16 protein-coding genes and 1 riboswitch are annotated in these 21715 nt (G+C 70.0%); of the genes, 8 read left to right on the plus strand and 8 right to left on the minus strand.

Annotated elements, in window-relative coordinates; translation table 11 throughout:
* Nucleotides 1-321 carry a chorismate mutase gene (locus tag ACIBG8_RS26345; protein ID WP_397345598.1) on the minus strand — a complete coding sequence of 107 codons (321 nt, stop codon included), beginning with the start codon at nt 319-321 and terminating at the stop codon, nt 1-3.
* 122 nt (nt 322-443) lie between these two features.
* On the opposite strand from ACIBG8_RS26345, the gene ACIBG8_RS26350 reads away from it, so the two are divergent.
* Nucleotides 444-1604, plus strand: coding sequence for a cytochrome bc complex cytochrome b subunit (locus ACIBG8_RS26350; RefSeq protein ID WP_397345599.1), 1161 nt, complete (start codon nt 444-446; stop codon nt 1602-1604).
* Here ACIBG8_RS26350 and ACIBG8_RS26355 read toward each other — a convergent pair.
* The 3 genes from ACIBG8_RS26355 to ACIBG8_RS26365 form a co-directional block, all read right to left on the minus strand.
* Entirely contained in the window at nt 1601-3484 is a 1884-nt protein-coding gene (locus ACIBG8_RS26355) for an amino acid transporter (protein WP_397345600.1), read from the minus strand. The two genes, ACIBG8_RS26350 and ACIBG8_RS26355, sit on opposite strands and share 4 nt — an antisense overlap.
* Before the next feature lie 47 nt (nt 3485-3531).
* Nucleotides 3532-3942 carry a DoxX family protein gene (locus ACIBG8_RS26360; RefSeq protein WP_397345601.1) on the minus strand — a complete coding sequence of 137 codons (411 nt, stop codon included), beginning with the start codon at nt 3940-3942 and terminating at the stop codon, nt 3532-3534.
* A gap of 64 nt (nt 3943-4006) precedes the next feature.
* Nucleotides 4007-4909 (minus strand): hypothetical protein, encoded by a 903-nt coding sequence (locus ACIBG8_RS26365; protein ID WP_397345602.1) that lies wholly within the window; start codon nt 4907-4909, stop codon nt 4007-4009.
* A gap of 61 nt (nt 4910-4970) precedes the next feature.
* Here ACIBG8_RS26365 and ACIBG8_RS26370 point away from each other — a divergent pair, with 61 nt between their 5' ends.
* On the plus strand, nt 4971-5738 hold the full coding sequence (locus tag ACIBG8_RS26370; protein ID WP_397345603.1) for a class I SAM-dependent methyltransferase: 768 nt from the start codon (nt 4971-4973) through the stop codon (nt 5736-5738).
* Here the strand turns inward: ACIBG8_RS26370 and ACIBG8_RS26375 are convergent.
* The 3 genes from ACIBG8_RS26375 to ACIBG8_RS26385 all read right to left on the minus strand — a co-directional run bounded on the left by ACIBG8_RS26375 (nt 5735) and on the right by ACIBG8_RS26385 (nt 10956).
* A complete protein-coding gene (locus ACIBG8_RS26375) occupies nt 5735-5908 on the minus strand; it encodes a hypothetical protein (protein WP_397345604.1) in 174 nt (57 codons plus the stop codon). The two genes, ACIBG8_RS26370 and ACIBG8_RS26375, sit on opposite strands and share 4 nt — an antisense overlap.
* 42 nt (nt 5909-5950) lie before the next feature.
* Nucleotides 5951-9517 (minus strand): methionine synthase, encoded by a 3567-nt coding sequence (metH, locus tag ACIBG8_RS26380; RefSeq protein ID WP_397345605.1) that lies wholly within the window; start codon nt 9515-9517, stop codon nt 5951-5953.
* A 14-nt stretch (nt 9518-9531) separates the two neighbouring features.
* Nucleotides 9532-9609: riboswitch (S-adenosyl-L-homocysteine riboswitch) on the minus strand.
* Entirely contained in the window at nt 9607-10956 is a 1350-nt protein-coding gene (locus tag ACIBG8_RS26385) for an alpha/beta fold hydrolase (RefSeq protein WP_397345606.1), read from the minus strand. It overlaps the preceding riboswitch by 3 nt.
* 111 nt (nt 10957-11067) lie before the next feature.
* Here ACIBG8_RS26385 and ACIBG8_RS26390 point away from each other — a divergent pair, with 111 nt between their 5' ends.
* The 6 genes from ACIBG8_RS26390 to ACIBG8_RS26415 all read left to right on the plus strand — a co-directional run bounded on the left by ACIBG8_RS26390 (nt 11068) and on the right by ACIBG8_RS26415 (nt 19089).
* Nucleotides 11068-12258 (plus strand): sensor histidine kinase, encoded by a 1191-nt coding sequence (locus ACIBG8_RS26390; RefSeq protein ID WP_397345607.1) that lies wholly within the window; start codon nt 11068-11070, stop codon nt 12256-12258.
* Nucleotides 12255-12893: a response regulator gene (locus tag ACIBG8_RS26395; protein WP_397345608.1), complete on the plus strand. Its 639-nt coding sequence runs from the start codon at nt 12255-12257 to the stop codon at nt 12891-12893. Before ACIBG8_RS26390 ends, ACIBG8_RS26395 begins: the two co-directional genes overlap by 4 nt.
* 37 nt (nt 12894-12930) lie before the next feature.
* A complete protein-coding gene (locus ACIBG8_RS26400; protein ID WP_397345609.1) occupies nt 12931-13515 on the plus strand; it encodes a TetR/AcrR family transcriptional regulator in 585 nt (194 codons plus the stop codon).
* The gene (locus ACIBG8_RS26405) at nt 13512-13991 is read left to right on the plus strand and encodes a DUF6653 family protein (RefSeq protein ID WP_397345610.1); all 480 of its coding nucleotides are present in this window, start codon (nt 13512-13514) and stop codon (nt 13989-13991) included. The genes ACIBG8_RS26400 and ACIBG8_RS26405 overlap by 4 nt, the downstream gene beginning before the upstream one ends.
* Before the next feature lie 43 nt (nt 13992-14034).
* Nucleotides 14035-17988 (plus strand): hypothetical protein, encoded by a 3954-nt coding sequence (locus tag ACIBG8_RS26410; RefSeq protein ID WP_397345611.1) that lies wholly within the window; start codon nt 14035-14037, stop codon nt 17986-17988.
* Nucleotides 17989-18180: 192 nt separating this feature from the next.
* Nucleotides 18181-19089, plus strand: coding sequence for an aKG-HExxH-type peptide beta-hydroxylase (locus ACIBG8_RS26415; RefSeq protein ID WP_397345612.1), 909 nt, complete (start codon nt 18181-18183; stop codon nt 19087-19089).
* Here ACIBG8_RS26415 and fxsT read toward each other — a convergent pair.
* Nucleotides 19081-21651 (minus strand): FxSxx-COOH system tetratricopeptide repeat protein, encoded by a 2571-nt coding sequence (gene fxsT / locus ACIBG8_RS26420; RefSeq protein WP_397345613.1) that lies wholly within the window; start codon nt 21649-21651, stop codon nt 19081-19083. The two genes, ACIBG8_RS26415 and fxsT, sit on opposite strands and share 9 nt — an antisense overlap.
* Nucleotides 21652-21715 lie beyond the last annotated feature (64 nt).

The raw sequence follows: 21715 nt of genomic DNA on the forward strand, positions 1-21715 counted from the left end.
CTATCGGCTCATCGCCGCCGACTCGTGGTGACGGATGACCTCCTCGATGATGAACGCCAGGAACTTCTTGGCGAACTCGGGGTCGAGCTTGGCCTCGATGGCCAGTGCCTGCAGCCGCTTGATCTGCTCCGCCTCGCGGGCCGGGTCGGCGGGTGGCAGGCCGCGGTCGGCCTTCAGCTCCCCGACCTGACCGGTGAGCTTGAACCGCTCGGCGAGCAGGTGGATGAGGGCCGCGTCGATGTTGTCGATGCTGTCACGCAGGTCGCGCAGGCGCGCCTTGGCCCGTGCCTCCGCGTGCTCGTCTTCCTCGCGCCGGTCCAATGCCTGCTCCTTGCTGTGTCGATGCCCGTCCTGGCATCCTTCCACAGCCCTGTTGCAAGTCGTTTGGGCGGCGATGTCACATCTTCAAGATCCACATCGTCTGGGTCTGTCAGGAGGCGCTCATGAAAGACGACCAGCTGTCGACGCTGTTGTGGCAGGCCACGCTTTATACGTTCGTCGTGCTCGTCGTGACAGGTGGCTTCCTGACGTTCTTCTACGTGCCGGACATGACGCAGGTCACCTACCAGGGCTCCTACGGGCTGCTGCGCGGCGTCACCGTCAGCAGGGCCTTCGCCTCGTCGCTGGATCTCAGCTTCGAGGTGCGCGGCGGGCTGTTGATCAGGCAGATCCACCATTGGGCCGCGTTGTACTTCGTCGCCGCCATCTGCCTGCAGTTGCTGCGGCTCTTCTTCACCCGTGCGTTCCGCCGCCCGCGCCTGCTGGTCTGGATGGTCTGGGTGACGTTGCTGCCGCTGGGCATGGTGATGAGCCTGACCGGGTCGATCCTGCCCGACGACATGCTGTCGGGCGGCAGCCTGCGGCTGACGCAGGGCGTGGTGCAGTCGATCCCGATGGTCGGCACGTGGCTGGCCGGGGTGATCTTCGACGGGGCCTTCCCCGGTACGGAGATCATCGGCCGGGTCTACTGGCTGCACCTGGCGCTGCCGGTGCTCACCGCCGGACTCATGCTGTACGTCTGGCTGCGCCGTACGGGACGCTCGGTCGCGCCCGTCCGCGTGTTCGCCGCCACTGCCGGGCTGGTCACCGTGATGGGGGCGTTCGTGCAGATCAACGCCATCTGGCAGCTCGGCCCCTACCGGCCTGGCAGCATCACGGCCGGTGCGGTTCCCGGGTGGTACATGGGCTTCCTGGACGGGGCCGTGCGGATCATGCCGGGCTGGGAGGCCACCGTGTTCGGCCACACGCTGACGCTGGCGGTGCTGGTGCCGGCCGTCGTCGTCCCCGGGGTGTTCTTCACCGTGCTGGGCCTCTACCCGTTCGTCGAGCGGCGCTTCCCGATCAGCCCGGCGACCCACGTGGCGGTCGGCGCGGCGGGGATCGCCTTCTACGGGCTGCTCTGGGCGGCCGCCGCCAACGACCAGATCGCCTACAACTTCCACTTCTCGCTGTTCAGCGTGACCTGGTTCTTCCGCGTCGCCGTCCTCGTCGTTCCCGCGCTGGTGTTCGTGCTGGTCAGGAAGTTCGCCTTCCAGGAACGGCAGGCGGACGAGTCAGGCGTGATCATCATGACGCCCGGCGGCGGCTTCGCCGGCGAGCACTAGCCGACGTGGACGTGGGGGCGCCTGGTGATGTCGGGCTCCGCCTTGCGCAGCACCTCGCGGGTCAGCGGCGGCACGTCGCCGCCGCCGAACAGCAGGTAGCGCAGCATCGCGGCGACCGGGTTGCCCTCGGTCCAGTGGAAGTAGATGTGCGGCACCTGCCCGGTGCGCTCGCGCAGGTCCAGGAGCAGGGCGGCCAGGGCGTTGGCGACCGTGGGGCTCTGGAAGTGCAGGATCTGGTGACCGTACCGCTCCTCGCCACAGACCCGGAGCTCGCTCTCGAAGTCGGACGCGTCGACCACGGTCACCTCGACGAAGATGACCTGCTCGCTGCTGCGCAGCCGGTGGTTGAGCCACTGCTCGCGCATCTTGTCGTTGTACTCGGCCTGGTCGCGCCGGTGCGGCTCGTTGGCGATCAGGTGGATCTCGCCGCGCGCCTGGTTCACGATCTGCTGCGCGAGCGGGTCGTAGGTCACGTCGGTGATCCGCAGCTCGGTCGAGCGGGTGGCGCGTGAGATGAGCGAGGTCGCGATGATCGCCACGATGAAGAACGACGCGATCTTCACGCCGTCGGGGCGCTCGAAGACGTTGTCCACGAGCGTGTAGGCGAACACCACCGAGATCACGCCGAACGCGACCGCCGCCCGCTGGGTGCCGCGCCGCCAGGCGGACAGCGTCACCGCGACCGAGGCCGACAGGATCAGCACCAGGACACCGGTGGCATACGCGCCGCCCTGGGCGTCCACGTCCGCGTCGAAGATGACCGTGATGGCGAACCCGATGGCGCTGAAGACCAGCACCAGAGGCCGTACGGCACGGGTCCAGTCCGGGGCCATGCCGTACCGGGGAAGGTAGCGCGGCACCAGGTTGATCAGCCCGGCCATCGCCGACGCCCCGGCGAACCAGAGGATCGCGATCGTGCTGATGTCGTAGAGCGTCCCGAACCAGTCGCCCAGGAAGTCGTGCGCCAGATACGCCAGCGCCCGCCCGGCCGCCTTGCCGCCGGGCTTGAACTCGGCCGCCGGGATCAACACGGTGGTGGCGAAGCTGCTGAAGATCAGGAACACGCTCATGACGAGCGCCGCCGTCGTCAGCAGCCGCCTGGTGCCCCGGATCCTGGCCTGGATGTCGCCCTTGACCACGGGCATCACCGCCACGCCCGTCTCGAACCCGGACAGGCCCAGCGCCAGCTTCGGCATGACGAGCAACGACAGCCCGACCATGGCCATCGGGCTGGAGTAGGTGGTGGTCAGCGCGTGCCGCCAGTCGACCACCCGGTCGGGCGACTCCAGCACGTGCGCGACCGCGACGCCGACGACGACCGCGTTCAGCGTGAGGTAGACGCCCACGAGGACCACCGCGATGCCGATCGCCTCGCTGAAGCCCATGAGGAAGACGCTGCCGAGCAGCGCCAGCAGGAACAACGTGACCAGTACCCGCTGGCCTTCGAGGAAGTCGGGCGCGAACGGGTTCTCCAGGATGTGCGCCGTCGCGTCGGCCGCCGAGAGCGTCATCGTGATCACGAAGTCAGTGGCGGCGAAGCCCAGGAGCGCGAGGACGAACAGCTTGCCCCACCACTGCGGCGCCAGCTTCTCCAGCATCGCGATCGAGCCCTGGCCGTTCGGGCTCTCCCCCGCCACCCGCCGGTAGACGGGCAGTGCGCCGAACAGCGTCAGCAGGATCAGGAAGACCGTGGCCAGCGGCGACAGCGCCCCGGCCGCCAGCGCCGCGATGCCCGGCTGGTACCCCAGCGTGGAGAAGTAGTCGACACCCGTCAGGCACATGACCTGCCACCACGAGTGCTTCTTGTGCGGGCCGTGCTCGATCTGCTTGCGGTCCGTCGTCAGACCTTCGAGCAGCCACGTACGCAGCGGCCCCTCCACGCTGGCCACCGTTTCGGCCCCCCAGATCCATTGCCCCAAAAGGCAACCTACTGAGATCGCGACCGCTCACCCCGGCCCTGGAGCACCAAGAAGACGTCAAAATAGCGGACAGGCCACGTGGACAGCGCGATGATCGTCATGATCGCCAGGTGGAGGGGCGCGGACACGCTCTCGTACAGCGCGTCGTGGTTGACGATGTGCGTCGTGACCGCCCCGACCAGCACCAACATCAGCGTGCTCGCCCCGAGGAACCGGGTGCGCCGGTCGGGGTAGGCCAGGAGGATCGCGCAGGCGAGCTCGATCGCCCCGACGACGAACCTGGCGTACGACGGGTAGCCCCAGTCGGCGAACTTCACCGAGTAGGCGGGGCCGAAGAACGTGGGGCCCGGCCAGAACTTGGTGATCGCCCCGACGACGAACTCGGCGGCGAGGAACCAGTAGAAGAGGTTCTTGATCATGAGGGGCTCCTTCTGAGCGAGAGGTTCACCCCCCATGACCCGGCGCGGACGCCGGATGTGACCGTCAGATCCAGCCCTTCTCGCGCGCCATCAACGCGGCCTGGAACCGGCTGGCCGCGCCGAGGCGGGCCATCAGGTCGGCCACGTGGGCGCGGAACTTGCGGATCGAGACGTTGACGGCGCGGGCGGCCAGCTCGTCCTTGCTGAACGTGCACAACGCCTGCAGCACCTGGCGCTCCAGCGCGGTCAGCTCTGGCTCGTCCAGCGTGCGGGCGCGCGACCAGATGTGCTCGAACATGTCGACCAGCGTGGCCACCATGCCGGGCTGGCGGATCAGCAGCGCGCCCGGCTCGTGGTCGCCGGGATCGGCACGGACGAACACGCGGGCGCGGTCGAGGATGATGAACGGGGTGATCTCGTCGTCGATGACCCGGTGCAGGTCACCGAGGGCTTCCATCTCCCGCGCGTGGGCGAGCTGGGCTGGGTCGCGCAGGGAGTCGGCGTGGACGATGGTCCTGGAGCGCAGTCCCGTCACCATCTTGCGACGGAAGACGGCGTCGCTCCCCGGCCTGCGGTTGCCTGCCTTGGCTTTCCGCTTCATGGCGAGGGATTCCTTGGCGGGGTACTCGTCGATCCTGCGCTGGACGGACTCCAGGCCCTCGATGCGCTCGACCAGCTCGACAGGGCGCCTGCCGTGCTGGGCGTCGGTGAGGTCCCTGACGACGTCCCAGAGGGCGCCGATCTGGTGGAGGTCGCGCGCGGTCTCCTCGATGCGCAGCCGTACGAGCCGGTCCACGGCCGCGGCGGGGGTGATCGGCATGAGCCGCTCGTCGACCAGCCCGAACCTGTTGAGCCCTTCGAGCGCCGCCGCCGGGTCCTTCAGGGGCAACGAGGCGGTGGACGGGTCCGCGCCCGGGTTGCTGAGGAGGAACCGGTACACCTGCTCCTGTTCACTGGTCAATGCCACTGCAGCAATATGCACCATTTATGCAGTTTGTTACAGCCGGGCAGGGCTACGCTGACCGCCCATGAGCCGTGACCCCTTCACCTTCACGACCGAGCGCGCCGACCGATTCCACGTGTCGTACACGACAGGAGACCTGCAGAGGCAGTTGTACGCGGAGGCGTTCGGCTCGGAATATCCGGCCGAGGTCGAGCCCACGAGCAGTTGCACCTGGTCGGTGCTCGCTTCGATGGTGCGCGGCCTCCGTCTGGGTCCCGACGAGCACCTGGTCGACCTGGGCTGCGGGCGCGGCGGACCCGGGTTGTGGCTGGCCCGCGCGTTCTCCGCGCGGCTGACCGGCGTCGACCTGTCCCCCAAGGCGTGCGCGATGGCCACCGCCCGCGCGGCGCACTTCGGCCTCGGCGGCCGGGCGTCCTTCCAGGTGGGGACCTTCGAGGACACCGGGCTTGCCGACGGGGCGGCGGACGGGGTGATCAGCATGGACGCGCTGCCGTTCAGCCCCGACAGGAGGGCGGCGCTGCGCGAGCTGCACCGGGTGCTACGCCCCGGCGGGCGCGCGGTGATCACGTGCGGCGAGCTCGCGCCCGACCACCCGAAGTACCGGTCCTGGCGCGGACGGCTCACTGACGCAGGGTTCACGGTGGAGGGTGAGGAGGAGCGGTCCGAGGAGGCGGGGCTGTGGCAGCGGCTCTACGCGCTGTGGGGGCGCCACGAAGCGGAGCTGCGGGCGCAGATCGGCGACGAGGCCACCGAGGACCTCCTCGCCGAGGCGCGCATCGCGGGGCCACAACTCCCGCTCCGCCGCTCCCTCGTGCTTACCGCGGTGCGCTAGCCGGCCAGTACGGCGACGCCGGAGGCGACGAGGAGGCCTGCCAGTGCCATGGCGGACAGGGTGCTGAGGGGCTTCCTGCCGCTCTTGTTGTTCTCCCTGGCGGCCTTGATGAGGGCGCCCAGGACGGTCCAGGCGACGGCGGTGTAGACCAACGGGAGGTATTCGCGCATAGTGCGGCGATTCTCCCGTCGGGTTCCACCCCGGGCAAGGGGTCAGGCGTCGTAGTCGAGGTTCGGGCGGAGCCACCGCTCCACCTCGGCGAGCGGCATGCCACGCCGTACCGCGTAGTCCTCGATCTGGTCCCGGCCCAGCCGTCCCACCGTGAAGTACTTCGCCTCAGGGTGCGCGAAGATCAACCCGCTGACGCTCGCCGCAGGGGTCATCGCGAACGACGACGTGAGGTCCATGCCCAGCTCGCCAGCCCCCATCAGGTCGAACAGCTCCCGCTTGAGGCTGTGGTCCGGGCAGGCCGGGTAGCCGAGCGCGGGCCGGATGCCGCGGAACCGCTCCGCGTGCAGGTCCTCCAGCAGCGGCGCCGCGTCGGGCTCGAACCACTGCCGCCGCGCCTCCAGGTGGATGTACTCGGCGAACGCCTCCGCGAGCCGGTCCGCCAGCGCCTTGACCATGATCGACCGGTAGTCGTCCTGCTGGGCCTCGTAGAAGGCCGCCAGCTCCTCAGCCCCCTGGACACACACCGCGAAGGCCCCCATGTGGTCACCAGAAGGCGCCACGTAGTCGGCCAGCGACCGGTTCGGCCGCCCGGCGGGCTTGGCGGTCTGCTGCCGCAGCATCGGCATGTGCACGCCGTCCACCACAAGATCGTCGCCCTCGGAGGAAGCGGGCCAGAACCCGTAGGCCCCGCGCAGCTTGAACCGCCCGGTCGCGATGATCTCGTCGAGCAACGCGTTGCCCTCGTCGAACAGCTCGCGAGCCTCCGGCCGCTCCAGGATGGCCGGGTACTTGCCCTTCAGCTCCCACGCCAGGAAGAAGAACGTCCAGTCGATCATCGCCCGCACCTCGGCGATGTCCGGCTCGACGACCCGGACCCCGGTGAAGGCAGGCACCGGAAGCGCGTCGAAGGGCACCTGCTCCCTGTTGGCACGAGCCTGGGCGACCGGAAGCAGCGGCTGCTGCCGCCGGTTCTCGTGCGCGTGGCGCAGCCGCTCCTGCTCGGCGCTGTTGGCCTCCGCGAGCGCGGCGCCGCGATCGGGGTCGAGCAGGTCGGAGACCACGTTGACCACGCGGGAGGCGTCCAGCACGTGCACGGTGACCCCGTCGAAGGCGGGCGCGATCCGTACCGCGGTGTGCTGGCGGGAAGTGGTCGCGCCGCCGATGAGCAGCGGCAGCTCGATCCCGCGCCTGGTCATCTCCTGCGCCACGTTGACCATCTCGTCCAGCGAAGGCGTGATAAGTCCGGACAGGCCGATGGTGTCGGCGCCTTCCGCTATCGCGGTGTCCAGGATCGTCGCCGCGGGCACCATCACGCCCAGGTCGATGACCTCGTAGTTGTTGCACCCCAGCACCACGCCGACGATGTTCTTGCCGATGTCGTGCACGTCGCCCTTGACCGTCGCGAGCACGACCTTGCCGTTGCCGCGCGCCCCCTCGGACTTCGCCGCCTGGATGTAGGGCTCCAGGTAGGCCACCGACCGCTTCATCACGCGGGCGCTCTTGACCACCTGCGGCAGGAACATCTTGCCCGCGCCGAACAGGTCGCCGACGATCTTCATGCCGTCCATCAACGGCCCCTCGATGACGTCCAGCGGCCGCTCGGCGGTGAGCCTGGCCTCCTCGGTGTCCGCCTCGATGAAGTCGACGATGCCGTGCACGAGCCCGTGCGCCAGCCGCTGCTCGACCGTGCCCTCCCGCCAGGACATGTCGACGGCGCGCTTGGTGCCCTCGCCCTTGACCTGCGCTGCGAACGTGACGAGCCGGTCGGTCGCGTCCTCGCGCCGGTCGAAGAGCACGTCCTCGACCAGCTCCAGCAGGTCGGCGGGGATCTGCTCGTAGACGGCCAGCTGACCGGCGTTCACGATCCCCATGTCCAGCCCGGCCCGTACGGCGTGCAGCAGGAAGGCCGAGTGCATCGCCTCGCGCACCACGTCGTTGCCGCGGAAGGAGAACGACAGGTTCGAGATGCCGCCGGAGATCCGCACCCCCGGGCAACGCGCCTTGATCAGCGGAAGCGCGTCGATGAACGCCTTGGCGTAGCCGTTGTGCTCGGCGATGCCGGTCGCCACGGCCAGCACGTTGGGGTCGAAGATGATGTCCTCTGCGGCGAACCCGGCCTCCTGCGTGAGCAGGTCGTAGGCGCGCCCGCAGATCGACACCTTGCGCTCGGTGGTGTCGGCCTGGCCCTGCTCGTCGAAGGCCATGACGACGACGCCCGCGCCGTACGCCCTGATCCGCCTGGCCTGCTCCAGGAACGGCTCCGGCCCCTCCTTGAGGCTGATGGAGTTGACGACGCCCTTGCCCTGCACGCACTTGAGCCCGGCCTCCAGCACGCTCCAGCGCGAGCTGTCGACCATGACGGGCACGCGGGCCGCCTCGGGCTCGGTCGCGATGAGGTTGAGGAAGGTCGTCATGGCCTGCTCGCTGTCGAGCAGGTCGGCGTCCATGTTGACGTCGATCAGGTTGGCGCCGCCGCGCACCTGCTCCAGCGCGACCTCGGCGGCCGCCTGGTAGTCGTCGGCCTCGATCAGCTTGCGGAAGCGCGCCGAGCCGGTCACGTTGGTGCGCTCGCCGATCATGACGAACCCGGTGTCCTTGCCGATCTCGAACGGCTCCAGGCCGCTCCACCTGCTGACCGGGGTCAACCGGGGTACGGCACGCGTCTTCTTGCCCTTGATCGCGGTCGCGATGCGCTCGATGTGCGCCGGGGTGGTGCCGCAGCAGCCGCCGACGATGTTGGCCAGGCCGTCCTCGGCGAACCCGGCGAGCAGCGCGCTGGTCTGGTCGGGCGTCTGGTCGTAGCCGCCGAAGGCGTTGGGCAGCCCGGCGTTGGGGTGGACCGCGGTGTAGGTGCCAGCGACGCGCGCCAGGTCGGCGAGGTGCGGCCGGATCTCCTCGGCGCCGAGCGAGCAGTTGACGCCGACGACCAGCGGGTTGGCGTGCTGCACCGAGTTCCAGAACGCCTCGACCGTCTGGCCGGACAACGTCCTGCCGGACAGGTCGACGATCGTCACCGAGATCCACAGCGGCAGGTGCGGGGCCACCTCGCGGGCCGCGTCGACGGCCGCCTTGGCGTTCAGCGTGTCGAAGATCGTCTCGATGAGCAGCAGGTCGACGCCGCCCTCGGCGAGGGCGGCGATCTGCTCGGCGTAGGTCGCCTTGACCGCGTCGTACGAGACGGCCCGGTAGGCGGGGTCGTCGACCCGCGGCGACATCGACAGGGTGACGTTCAGCGGGCCGATCGACCCGGCCACGAACCGGCCGCCCGCTTCGTCGGCCGCCTGCCTGGCGAGCTGGGCGCCGCGCAGGTTCATCTCCCGCACGTACGCCTGCAGGCCGTAGTCGGCCTGGCCGATGCTGGTGGCGGTGAAGGTATTGGTGGTGGTGATGTCGGCGCCCGCCGCCAGGTATTGGCGGTGCACGTCGAGGATGAGGTCGGGCCTGGTGATGTTCAGGAGGTCAGGGTCGCCGGTGACGTCGTGGTCGTGGTCGCGGAACCGGTCGCCCTGGTAGTCGGCTGGGGTCAGCTTGGCGCCCTGGAGCATCGTGCCCCAGGCGCCGTCGAGCACCGCGATCCGCTCGTCCAGAAGCTCGCGAAGGGTTGTCACCTGGCCACCTCCCACTAGGGGAGGCGCCCTTGTTCGTCACATGGGGGCCGAGCGTGGCGGGCTTCGAGCCCGTTGCAGCGCCTCTCGACCTAAGACTGAAGATTACCAAAGAAGGCGGTGATCTTGGCGCTGTACTGCTTGTCCAGCAGCACCGACCCGTGGACGTCGTCGTTCACCGTCATGAGGGTGCCGCCGACGAGGGCGCGCATCTGCCTGGCCCAGGTGTAGGGGGCGTCGACCTCGTAGCGGTGGCCGGACAGCATCAGCGGCGTCCCCGTGTCGCGGACGGTGACCGCCTCCCTGGGCAGGTCCCATCCAGCACACGCGGCCCCGAACTTCCCGAACGACCCCGTGACCGGATATTTCGTAATCCGTCGCTGCCAGGCGGACCACTCCGCCGTGAAGCCCAACGGCCGCACGTCCTCGTTGCACAGCGTCGCGTGCCCCATCGTCGCGTTGTACATCCCCTCACCGCCGCCCGTGTCCGGCGCGCCGCCGTAGATCTTCCTGAGCGCCGCGGGATCGGCCCCCTCATGTAGTTCCTTCAACCCTTGGGCGGCCAGCTTCCAGTCCGGGGAGACCTGCGAGGCGAGCATGGCGACGATGCTCCCGTCGACCGTGACCCGCAGGCCTGAGTAGGTGCGCGGCGCGCGGTCGAGCTCCTCCTGCAGCTGTTCCAGCGTCGAGACGACCTCCTCGCCCGTCGCGCCCAGCCCGTAGGGCCGCTCGGCCACCCACGCGGCGAACCGGCGGAAGTTCGCCGCTGTGGCCTTGGCACGCCCCTCGGCGAAGGCGGCGATGCTGAAGCGCGGGATGGCGATGCTGTCCAGCCACATCCGCCCGACCGTCGCCGGGAAGTTCGTCCGGTAGACCACGCCCAGCCAGCTGCCCCAGGAGACGCCGAGGAAGTTCATCCTGCGCTCGCCCAGCGCCGCCCTGATCCGGTCCAGGTCGGCGGCGATGTTCGTGGTGGTGAGCTGCTTGAGGAACTCGGGCTTGTACGCGGAGCAGGTGCGGTTCTCCTTCACCTGGTGGTCGTAGATCTTCCTGGCCGCCTCCTCGGTCACCGGGCGAAGCCTGGTGCCTGGAAGCTCCGGGCAGTCGACCTTGGTGCTGTGGCCGACGCCGCGCGGGTCGAACCCGATGAGGTCGTAGCGCTCGTTCAGCGCCGGGTTGACCTTGGCGTAGTCGAGCGGGTAGAGGTAGCCGCTGCCGCCAGGACCGCCGGGGTTGAGCGCGATGGCGCCCAGGCGCTGCCTGGGCCTGGTGGCCTTGAGCCTGGTCACCGCGATGGTGATCTTCTTGCCGTACGGCCGGGCGTAGTCGAGCGGCACCTGGATGGTGGCGCACTCCAGGCGCCCGCACTGCGTCCAGTGGATCCCGTTCTGCGGGGCGACGGTCAGGGTGGCGAGCGTCGCCAGGGTCAGGAAGGAGTTCATGGCTCACAGCGTCGGCCGTGGCGATCTCCACGGGCGTCTGTCTGGAGTCGCATGACATATACGTCTTGAGATAGATCCGGAGCTTATGGTGCGACGCCTAGCCTGAGGCTCATGAAACTGCGGGACGCCGGGCTGGGGCTCGCGCTGCTGGTGGCCTGCGTGTTGCTCAACGACCCGGTGCTCAGCCTGCAGAAGCGCACCGACTCGGTGGCCGAGCTGGCCGTCTGGTGGGGCGCGACGGCGATCGCGGTGTGCGCCGTGGCGTTGCGCCAGTGGCGTCCCGTGCCGATGCTGGCCCTCGCCGCGCTGTCGGCAGCGGCGCACCTGGCGTTGTCCGTACCCATGATGATCATCGATCTGGCTGCGGCGGTACTCCTCTACACGGTCGCCAGCCGCCATCGGCGTAAGGTCTCGGTGGCCTTCCTGGTCGCCCTGCTCCTTCCTGTCACCCTGTGGAGCCTGCACGGCCTGCTGACCACGCCGTGGGCGGGCGGCATCGCCAACGTCTTCAGGGTCGAGCCCGACCTCCGGCTGCCCGTGGAACCGCCGGAGATCACGCTCGTCCAGCGGACGGCGGGCTCGAAGCTGGCAGGCGACCTGCTCGTCATCGTGTCGGTGCTCACGGCGTCGTGGGCGATGGGGTCGAGCGCGCGCAACCGCCACGCGTACCTGGGCGAGCTGCACGCGCGCGCCGCGGACCTGGAGCGCGACGCCGACCAGCGGGCCATGCTCGCCGTCGCGGCCGAGCGGGCCAGGATCAGCAGGGAGCTGCACGACGTGGTGGCGCACGGGCTGTCCGTCATGGTCGTCCAGGCCCAGGGCGGCGCTGCCGCGCTGGACAACCGCCCCGCCGACACGCGCGGCGCCCTGGAGGCGATCGTCACGACGGGAAGGGAGTCGCTGGCGGAGATGCGCAGAGCCCTGTCCGACGACCCGCTGCCGGGCCTCGCGCAGCTGCCGCAGCTGCTGGAGCGGATGGGCAGCGCGCGGCTCGACGTCTCAGGGACGCCCGTCCCGCTGCGCCCGGCCGTGGACCTGACCGCCTACCGGATCGCGCAGGAGGCGCTGACGAACACCATGAAACACGCGGGCTCCTCGGCCACCGCTCGCGTCCTGCTGGTCTACGGGCCGCGCGACCTCCGCGTGGAGGTCAACGACGACGGCCGCGGGGGCGAGCAGGACGACGGCTCGGGGAACGGGTTGCGTGGCATGCGGGAACGGGTGGAGCTGCTCGGCGGCACGCTCAGCACGGGTCCGGGCGGCGACGGCGGGTTCGTGGTGCGGGCCACGCTGCCGCTGTGATCCGCGTCCTCGTCGTCGACGATCAGGCGCTGGTCAGGACCGGGTTCAGGATGATCCTGGAGAACGCGCCCGACATGGAGGTGGTCGGCGAGGCGGGCGACGGCGCCGAGGCCGTGGCCCTCGCCGGCCGGACGAACCCCGACGTGGTGCTGATGGACGTGCGGATGCCCACGATGGACGGCGTCGAGGCTGCCGGGCTGATCGACGGCCCGAAGGTGCTGATGCTGACCACGTTCGACCTGGACGAGTACGTCTACGCCGCGCTGCGCGCCGGAGCGAGCGGGTTCCTGCTGAAGGACACGCTCGCGGCCGACCTCCTGTCGGCGATCCGCATGGTGGCGCGCGGCGACGCGATCGTGGCGCCGAGCGTCACCAGGCGGCTGCTGGAACGCTACCTCGGCACGACGCCCGCGCTGGCGAGCGACCTGGACGTGCTGACGGAGCGGGAGCGCGAGGTGCTCGGCCTGATCGCCAGGGGCCTGTCGAACGCGGAGATCGCCGGTCGCCTCTACCTGTCGGAGGGCACGGTGAAGACCCACGTCAGCCGCGTCCTGGCCAAGCTGGGACTGCGCGACCGCGTCCAGGCCGTCGTCCTGGCCTACGAGTCCGGACTCGTCCGCCCTGGGGTACTATGACCCAGTGACCAGATTGGTCATAGACCTAGGAGCGGAAATGGCCGTTGCCTTCACCCCTGCGGAGAAGGACCGCATCACCGGCGCGTTGCTCGACGCCGCCGAGCGGTTGTTCGCCACCCAGGGACTCAAGAAGACCGCGTTAGAAGAGCTGACCACGCCCGCCGGCATCGCCAAGGGCAGCTTCTACGCGTTCTTCGACTCCAAGGAGAGCCTCTACAAGGAGGTCATGCTCCGCCGTGCGCCCCTGATCGCCGACCGGATGTCCGGCGCGCTCAAGGCCAGGCCCAGCGTCGAGGCGCTGACCGAGCTGATGCGTACGGTGGCCGAGATCCTCACCACCGACCCCTTCTACCGCCGCCTGCACACCCACCCGGAGGAGATGGCCGCGGTCACCCGGCGGGTGGGCGCGCACGAGGCAGGGCGCGTGCCGTCCGAGCTGGTCGACTACTTCCGCGACGGCCAGCGCGACGGCCTCATCGCCAAGGACTTCGCCCCGGAGATGCTGGTGGCGGCGCTGGGCGCGGTCAGCCTCGTCGTCATGACCGCCGAGCGGTACGGCGAAGCCTACGAACAGGTCCTCGAGGCCACGATCGGCACGCTCGCGAGAGGCATGGTCGCATGAGCATCCTGAAGAAGTACGCCCAGGCGGCCGGGATGACCGACGAGGCCTGGCGCCGCCACGCGAACCCCTGGAGCGTCTGGACCAGGTTCGCCGCGATCCCGCTGATGATGCTCGCCGTCTGGAGCAGGACCTGGATCGGCTGGTGGTCGCTGGCGCCGATCGCCCTGGTTGTGGTGTGGCTGGCGGTCAACCCGCACGTCTTCCCGCCGGTCGGGCCGACGAGCTGGACGGCCAAGGGCATCTACGGCGAGAAGCTCTGGCTGAACGACCGGTCACTGGTCTCCGCCGACCACAAGAACGTGCTGCGCTTCCTGACCGCGCTGGGGCTGGCCGGGTTCGCCCTGGTCATCTGGGGTCTGATCGTGCTGCAGGCGTGGCCGGTCGTGTTCGGCGCGACCCTGATCACGGTCGGCCAGCTGTGGCGCATCGACCGGCTCGTCAACCTGTATGAACACCACGGTTTGATCGGCAAGTAACCCCGGGGATATAAGGGCATGTGTCCCCCCACCACCAGCAGCAGTGACCAGGCGCGCGCTCTGCCTGAGCGCCGCCGGCGCGGCGGGCCTGGACCCGCTGAAGTTCGCCGACGGCCTGGCCGCTGAGTTCGCCGACGCTTTGCGCGGCTTCGGCTTCAGCTGCGCCATGCCCGCGCCGGCCACGGCGGCCGAGCTGGGCGACGCCGTCTACGCCGAGATCGAGGCGTGCGGGCCTGACGACGTGCTCGTCGTCGCGGTGATCGGCCACGGCGAGATGAGTACGGCGGGCGACCTGCACGTGGTCGGCCGGGACGGCGTCACCGCCCGCCAGACCCGGGTGGTCGACTGGGTCAAGGAAGTGGAGAACCGCCCCGACGGCCCGCGCACGCTGTTCTTCGTCGACGTGTGCAACGCCGGGGCATCGACCCGCTCGCCGCACCAGCTCCTCCTGCCGTCGCCCGCCCGCGCCACGGTCTTCGCCGCCTGCGCGCCCGACCTGCCCGCCTTCGAGGGGCTCTTCACCCAGGCGGCGACGCGGGTGCTGTCCGAGATGGGCAGGGGGCTGCGCAACATCCCGGCGGCCAGCGAGTTCGTCTCGCTGGTCACGCTGCACGCCGACATCCACGACCAGATGGAGAAGCTGGTCCGCGAGCTCGACCTCGACCCGCAGCAGATGATGTCGAGCCTCGTGGAGTTCAGGACGGCGGCCGACGTGCCGGCGTTCTTCGCCAACCCCGACTACGACCCGGCCAAGGCGGCGGCCGTCGAGCAGATCGCCGACCCGGCGCTGGGCGGTTTCCTCGCCGAGATCGCCGCGCTGGACCCCCGGCAGTACGTGGTGCGGCAGCAGCGGTCCTGGCAGGCGGGCTGCTTCACCGGCCGCGACGCCGAGCTCGCCGCGCTGTCCCCCTGGCTGGACGGCATCGCCCCGGGCGACCTGCGCGTGGTCGTCGGCAGCCGCGGCACCGGCAAGTCGGCGCTGCTCGGCATGTTGGCCTGCGCCGCGCACCCCGGACTGCGGGCCAGAACCCAGTCGATCTGGACCAGGGCGGCGCACCGGCCGGGCAAGAACGACCTGCTCGCCGTGGCGCACGCCAGGCAACGCAGCTCGGGCGAGATCTTCGCGGTGCTCGCGGCGCAGCTCGGCCTCGAACCGCAGGAGGAGGGGTGGACCCGCGAGTCCTTCCGCGCGGCGCTGCGCGAGACGCCGACGCTGCTGATCGACGCGCTCGACGAGGCGGTGGACGGGGCCGAGCTTGCCGCCGACCTGCACGCGCTCGTCGAGTCAGGCGCGTGCAGGCTGCTCGTCGGACTGCGGCCCGAGCCGCCGTTCGACCAGCTCCGCCGTACTGCTGAGGCGGCCGGAGGGCTGGTCGACCTGGACGGCGAGGACCGGGGGCAGGTGCGCGAGGACGTCAGGACGTACGTCGAGGCGGTCCTGGAGCTGACCGACCCCTACACCTCGTCGGCGTACGCAGCCGTACGGACCGCCTTCGCCGGCGCGGTCGCCGAGACGCTGTCGGCCGAGCCGGTCGCGGGCGAGCGGTGGGGCGAGTTCCTGATGGCCGGGATGTCCACTCAGCTCTTCGCCGCCAGGCCGGAGCCCGTCACCGACCCTGGCCTGGCCAGGGAGCTCGGCCTGGCAGCGCCGCGCACGCTGCCCGAGGTGATGCGCCTGGAGCTGGCCGGGCGCCCCAAACTGGCCGCCGTGCTCACCGCGCTGTCCCACGCCCGCGGCGACGGGATGCCCGTCGAGATCGTGCGCGCGCTCGCGCCGCTGTTCGGGGAGCCGATGACGGCTGCCGAGGTGCGTGCCGTACTGGCCGAGGCCAAGCCGTACCTGCGGGAAAGCTTCGAGGAGGACGGCACGACCGTGCTGTACCGGCTCTTCCACCAGAGCCTGGCCGACCACCTGCGGTCCGGCGACATCCTCGACCGCCTGCTGCCCGAGCGCTGGGAGGACGCGCCCGCCTACGTCCTGCGGCACGCCCTGCACCACGCGGGCGACGCGGGCCGTACGGCGGAGCTGCTCGCCCTGCCCGGCTTCCTCGTGCACGCCGACCCCGCCGCGACGCTGGCCTACCTCGCCTCCCTGCCCGAGGCGCCGATCGGCGCGCACGTCTACCGCGCCTCGGCCGCCAGGCACGCGGAGGCCACGCCGGACGAGCGGCGCCAGGTCCTGGCCGTCGACGCCGCCAGGTTCGGCGAGCACCGCCTGGCCAGGGAGCTGATGCGGGACGCCGCCTGGTCACCCGCCTGGGCGACCGGGGTCACGGTGAACGCGGCGCTGCGCATGACGATCCCGGTCGGCGGCGCCCAGCACGCGCTGGCGACGCTGAGCCTGGGCGACCGGCCGGTGCTGGCGATCAGCAGCGACGAGGGGCCGGTCCGCATGTGGGACCTGCGTACCGGCATGCGTACCGGCTCGCCGTTCGGGCTCGGCCGCGAGGTCACCGCGCTGAGCGACTGGCCAGAGGGCCGGGCGCTCGCCACCGGGCACGCCGACGGCTCGATCCGCCTATGGGACCCCGACTCAGGGCGGCAACTCGCCTCATGGGAAACCGGACATGCCGGGCGGGTCAATGCGCTCGCCGCGCACGGCGCCTATCTGGTCAGCACCGGCGCGGACGGCCGCTGCGTGCGCTGGACCGCAGACGGGCAGGCGCTGCTCCTGGCCGAGGGGCTCGGCGAGGTCAACTCCGCCTGCTGCTCCACGGTCAACGGACCGGTCGCCGTCACTGTCGACCACGCGGGCACCGCCACGCTCTGGCCGCTGCGCGGCGGGACCTCGCTCGGGAAGCTGCACAGGAACCAGGAACGTTTCCTCGCCGCCGCGCCGTCGGGGGCGAGCGCCGTCACCCTGCTGGCCGAGCGCGGGCGGCTCTGGAGCTGGGACCTCCTCACCGACCTGGCCGAGGTCACCGCGTCCACCCACACCAGATACAGCGCGCTGAGCGCGGGCGCTGCCGGGGACACCGCGGGGATGCTGACCTGCCCCTCGCTCGGCACGGTCGCCGCGCACACCGGTCCGGTGACCGCGCTCGCGCACGTGGTCATCGAGGGCGAGCCGGTGATCGTCAGCGCGGGGCGGGACGGGCGGGTCAGGCTGTGGAACGAGGTGGGCGCCGCGGCCTCCGCACCTGCCCGCCGTACGCCGATCACCAGCCTGGCGGTCTGCACCGGGGCGGTCGCCGCGGTGGCGGACGGCGCCATGCACCTCTACGACCCGCGGACCGGCGAGCCGACCAGCAGCCACGAGGTCCCGCCAGGCGCCCGCGCCACCGGCCTCCCCGGCCGCGACCGTTTACTCACGTACGCCACGGACGGACAGATCGTGACCTGGGCACCGGGCGCGGGCCGCCTGCCGGAGCCGACCGAACTGACCACGACCCCGCAGATCGTCGTGGCCGGACGCCTGGGCCAGCGCGACGTCCTGGTATGCGGCTCCGCATCCAGCGGCGTGGTCGAACTCGCCGAAGTAGAGACGGGCCGCCTCATCGCCACCCACAAGATCGGCCCTTCCCCCATCAGCGACCTCGACCTTTACGTCATGGGCAACCGCAGTTGCCTCATAGCCGTCGACGCGATGGGCCTGACCTGGATCATCGACCTGGTGAGCGGCCATCCCGTGGCGCAGCGCCTGCCCGGCGCCCGCGGGACGCTCGCGGCGCGGGGCGCTCGGGTGCACGGCAGGCACGTGGTGGTCACGGCGGGAAAGGACGGCGTCCTGCGCGGCTGGGACCTGCGCGATCCCGCGCTGTCCGGTCAGGGCTCGGTACGGCACGCACGGCCGATCACGTCGTTGGCGTGCGCACGGATCGGCGAGCGGCCGATCGCGATCACCGGGTCGCTGGATGCCACGTTGTCCTTCTGGGACCTGCGCACGTGGCAGCGGACGGACACGTTCGCGCTGCCTGAGCCGGCGGAGCACCTCGCTGTCACGGAGGACGGTGGGGTGGCTATTGCTATGCGGGCGGAGCTGGTAATGCTCCGCTAATAAAGCCTTTTGGCGTATCATCTCCGGGAAAAGGGGAGGTTCAAATGGGAGAGCTGGGTCTGCTCACCCTTGACCAGTTGGCACAACTTGATGATGAATCATTCTCATCACTCACCGAAACCATCCGGCACATGGATGACATGACACCGCGCGTATGGGACCAATCCGGGGGCCCCAGCGATTGCGCCGCGAATGACGCCTGACCTGCTGGAAATCGCCGCTGGACGAATTCGGCCCGAAGTTGTCACACCTTGGCGTACGGCCGAATTCCAGCGCCACCTTCTCCTGATCGAAACTCTGCGGAGAAAGCACCCCGCGACGGAGTTCGCGGCAGCCGTCGAGCACCTCGCAGAAACCCAGCTGAAGGACCCCGACCGCCTCTTCGACGCCCTGTCGGCGCCGCAGGTCGGAGTGTGGGCCATGCGCTCCCTGCGGTCCGCCCCTTCGCTCTCCGATCTTCACACGCTCGTCGCCCAGCCGACCGGGCCCCTGTTGAGCGCTTCATGCGACGGCCTCGTCCTCCAGGTCGAACTCGGCCACGATCTCCCGCACCTGGACCTCTTCGGCACCCGCGACCCCGACCCCGACCCGGGCGCCTGGGAGCACGCTCTCCGCGACGGCTGGCGGCTGGTCTGCGCACACGACCGTGACCTCGCCGCCGCGATGGCAGCCACCCTGCGCGTGCTCGTCCCGCTCCCCCGCGAAGCGGATGGACGGATGCGCGGCGGAACCTCCGGATGGGCCTTCGGCGCCATCGCCACGTCGTTGCCCACCGACCCGATGGAGTGCGCGGAAAGCCTGGTCCACGAGTTCCGCCACGTCCTGCTCGGCGCCGTCACCAACCACCACGACCTCGTAAGTCCAGGCAGCACGTGGAAAGGGCGAGCGCCCTGGCGTGCCGACCCCAGACCCGCAGAAGCCCTCCTTCAGGGCTGTTACGCCTACGCAGGTCTGATCCGGCTCTGGCGCGCCCTGAACTGCGACGACGCGCTGGCCACCTGGCACGAACCCACCGCGCAGGCGGTCGACGTGCTCGCCGCCTCGGACGCACTCACCCCCATGGGACAGGAATTCGCGGCCGAGCTGCGCCGCTCACTGTGACATGGGCTCGATGTCGACGTCGACGCGGCCACCCTGCTCGGTCAGCACCATGTGAGGGTGGTTGGGCAGCGATCGCGCGTAGGCGTCCAGCGTGCGCTCGTGCAGCTCGGACGCCTCCTGCTCGTCTCCTGCCGCACGCCGGTCGAGCACCAGGTTGCCCGCCGCGGCCAGCGTGCGCACATGCTCGGCGCCTAGGGTGCGCTCGAGGATCTCCACGGCCTTCTCTCCCAGGTCACGCGCCTCGGTCACGTTGCCGAGCGCCGCCAGATCACTGGCCAGGTTCGTCATCACCGTCGCCGTGTTGGGATGATCCTCGCCGAACTGGGCGGTGAAGAAGTCGAGCGCGTCGCGGTCCATCCTGCTCGCCCCCAGCGGGTTGCCGAGCAGACGCTGCACGATCGCCAGGTTGACGGCGGCCGCCTGGGTGTTGGGGTGAGCCGTGCCACCGACGACCTTCTCCCAGAGCGCGACCGTCTCCTCGCCGAGCCGTGCCGCGCCGAGCAGGTCTCGATCGAGCCTGCGGGTGTTGATGAGGCAGACCGCGCAGTTGAGCGTCTGGCGGTGCGTCGGGCCGAGCACCTTGAGGTGACGGTCGAAATTACGCTCGCCCAGCTCCCTGGCTTCCTCGTAGTAACCGGCCCAGCGGAGCGCGACGGACAGGTCGGTCTCGAACTGCAACCGGCCCATGTGCCAGGGCTGGTGCTTGCGCTCGGAGACCTGACACACCTCGCGGATCATCTTGAGCGACTCGTCGATCCCGCCGAGCTTGCGCAGGTCTCTGGCGAGGGCGAACTTCGAGATGAGGGCGTAGTCGGCGGTGTCGCCGAACATGCGGCGCCGCTCCTCGAAGGCGCGCGCGTCGAACTGGCGCGCCTCCTCGTAGCGGCCCAGGCAGCGCAGGTCGACGGCGATGTTGTTGAGGATGTTGATCGTCTGCATGTGCTCGCTTCTGAGCACGCGCTCCGACAGCGGGAGCACCTCGACGTCCTCCACGTACGCGTCTGCGTATCTGCCCAGGTGGCGAAGGCAGCGGGAGTAGGTGCTCGCCGCCTTGATGTACACCTCGTTCTCGCGTCCGACGGTCGCGGCCAGTCTGTTCCGGGTGTCGATGTTGAGAGCGCCCGCCCGCTCCGTCTCGCCGAGCGAGAACAGGCAGATCGTGATCTCCATCGCCAGCATCAGTGTCTGCAGATCGTCGGGCCCGAACCTGGCCCGCCAGTGGTCCAGGACGAACTCGCCGAGACTGAGCCCTTCGCGGTTGCCGCCGCGCAGGTGCATACGGCGCACCTGGTTGATGATCAGCGCGCGCAACTGCGTGTTGGCCGACTCGTACGAGCCCGACGGGATCAGGTGCTGCTTGGAGATCTCGTACTGCGGGTCCGTGGTCTCCTTGTCCGGGTATCCCGGGTCGGAGGCGGCGAGCAGCTCATGGGCGATCGCGCGGTACTCATCGACCAGCTCCGGCTCCTCGCGCTTCATCCTCCCGCGCGTCACGTCCTGCACGACGCGGTGCACCTGGACGACGTTGCGCATGCCGTACAGCTTCAGCAGCGAGAACCTGGCCAGCTCCCGCGCCGCCTTGCGGAACACCGCGTCGTCGCCGATCACCCCGGCCAGCTCCTCGGGCAGCCGCCCGCCGAGCACCAGCGCCGGCCGTACGATCAGCTCCACCGAGATCGGCTCGGGCGAGAAGAAGCACAGCAGCTTGAACAGCGCCCTGGCCTCTTCCGAGATCTTGTCGCTGGACACGCTCCACGTCGTGGCCACCGACTGCGAGTAGTAGATGTCGACCGGCTCGCCCAGCATCTCGTGCGCGTTGAGCTTGTACAGCTCGACGTATTCCTCGACCGGGATCTTCGTCTCGATGAGGTAGGCGGCCGCGTGCTCGGCGGCCAGCGGCAGGAAGCCGAGCAGCTCGCCGAGGCGCTGCGCCGCCAGGATCGCCTCGTCCTCGGGGACGACGCCCGGCGCCAGGCTCGGCACGCGCTTGCGAAGGAAGCTGATGCTCTCGGCCGCGTCGAAGCCGCCGACCTCGATGCCCTCGGAGTTGAGCTCCCTGCGCCACTGGGAGATGCGCGAGGTGATGATCACGTGGCCCGTGCCGCGCGGGATGTAGGGGCGGAGCATGTCGGGGTCGGTGACGTTGTCGAAGACCAGCAGCCACCGGGAGTATTTGCGACCGGTGCGGAGCGCGTCGATGACGACCTGGGAGGAGTAGTCGCGGTCCGTGCTGGAGAACTCGGCCAGCCCCATCCTGCGGCCCAGGGCGATCAGCGCGTTGCGTACCGTGTCCTCCTGCTCGGCCCTGATCCACCACACGAGGTCGTAGTCGGCCGCGTGCCTGTGGCAGTATTCCGCCGCGATCTCCGTCTTGCCCACGCCGCCCATGCCGTGGAGCGGCTGCGGCGGGTGGCCCAGCACGGCCTGCGAGGTCGCGCCGAGGCTGGCGCGCAGCAGGTCGAGTTCCCGTTCACGCCCCGTGAAATGAGGGTTACGAAACGGGATCTCCCGCCCCCAGATGGGCTCAACGGGAGAAACGCCGGGATCATTGTTCTGATTCACGGTCACCTCGGCGCGCTAGTCGCTTTTCCGTGGTTCATAGTAACGTTCAGAGTCCCGGTAAATC

It is taken from the genome of Nonomuraea sp. NPDC050556, from assembly GCF_044457355.1.
GTDB lineage: Bacteria > Actinomycetota > Actinomycetes > Streptosporangiales > Streptosporangiaceae > Nonomuraea.

Coding starts and splice junctions, on each gene's coding strand:
- ACIBG8_RS26405 (WP_397345610.1), top strand. CDS start 13,512: ATGAGCATCCTGAAGAAGTACGCCCAGGCGGCCGGGATGACCGACGAG.
- ACIBG8_RS26415 (WP_397345612.1), top strand. CDS start 18,181: ATGACGCCTGACCTGCTGGAAATCGCCGCTGGACGAATTCGGCCCGAA.
- ACIBG8_RS26385 (WP_397345606.1), bottom strand. CDS start 10,956: ATGAACTCCTTCCTGACCCTGGCGACGCTCGCCACCCTGACCGTCGCC.
- ACIBG8_RS26370 (WP_397345603.1), top strand. CDS start 4,971: ATGAGCCGTGACCCCTTCACCTTCACGACCGAGCGCGCCGACCGATTC.
- ACIBG8_RS26375 (WP_397345604.1), bottom strand. CDS start 5,908: ATGCGCGAATACCTCCCGTTGGTCTACACCGCCGTCGCCTGGACCGTC.
- ACIBG8_RS26390 (WP_397345607.1), top strand. CDS start 11,068: ATGAAACTGCGGGACGCCGGGCTGGGGCTCGCGCTGCTGGTGGCCTGC.
- ACIBG8_RS26360 (WP_397345601.1), bottom strand. CDS start 3,942: ATGATCAAGAACCTCTTCTACTGGTTCCTCGCCGCCGAGTTCGTCGTC.
- ACIBG8_RS26350 (WP_397345599.1), top strand. CDS start 444: ATGAAAGACGACCAGCTGTCGACGCTGTTGTGGCAGGCCACGCTTTAT.
- ACIBG8_RS26400 (WP_397345609.1), top strand. CDS start 12,931: ATGGCCGTTGCCTTCACCCCTGCGGAGAAGGACCGCATCACCGGCGCG.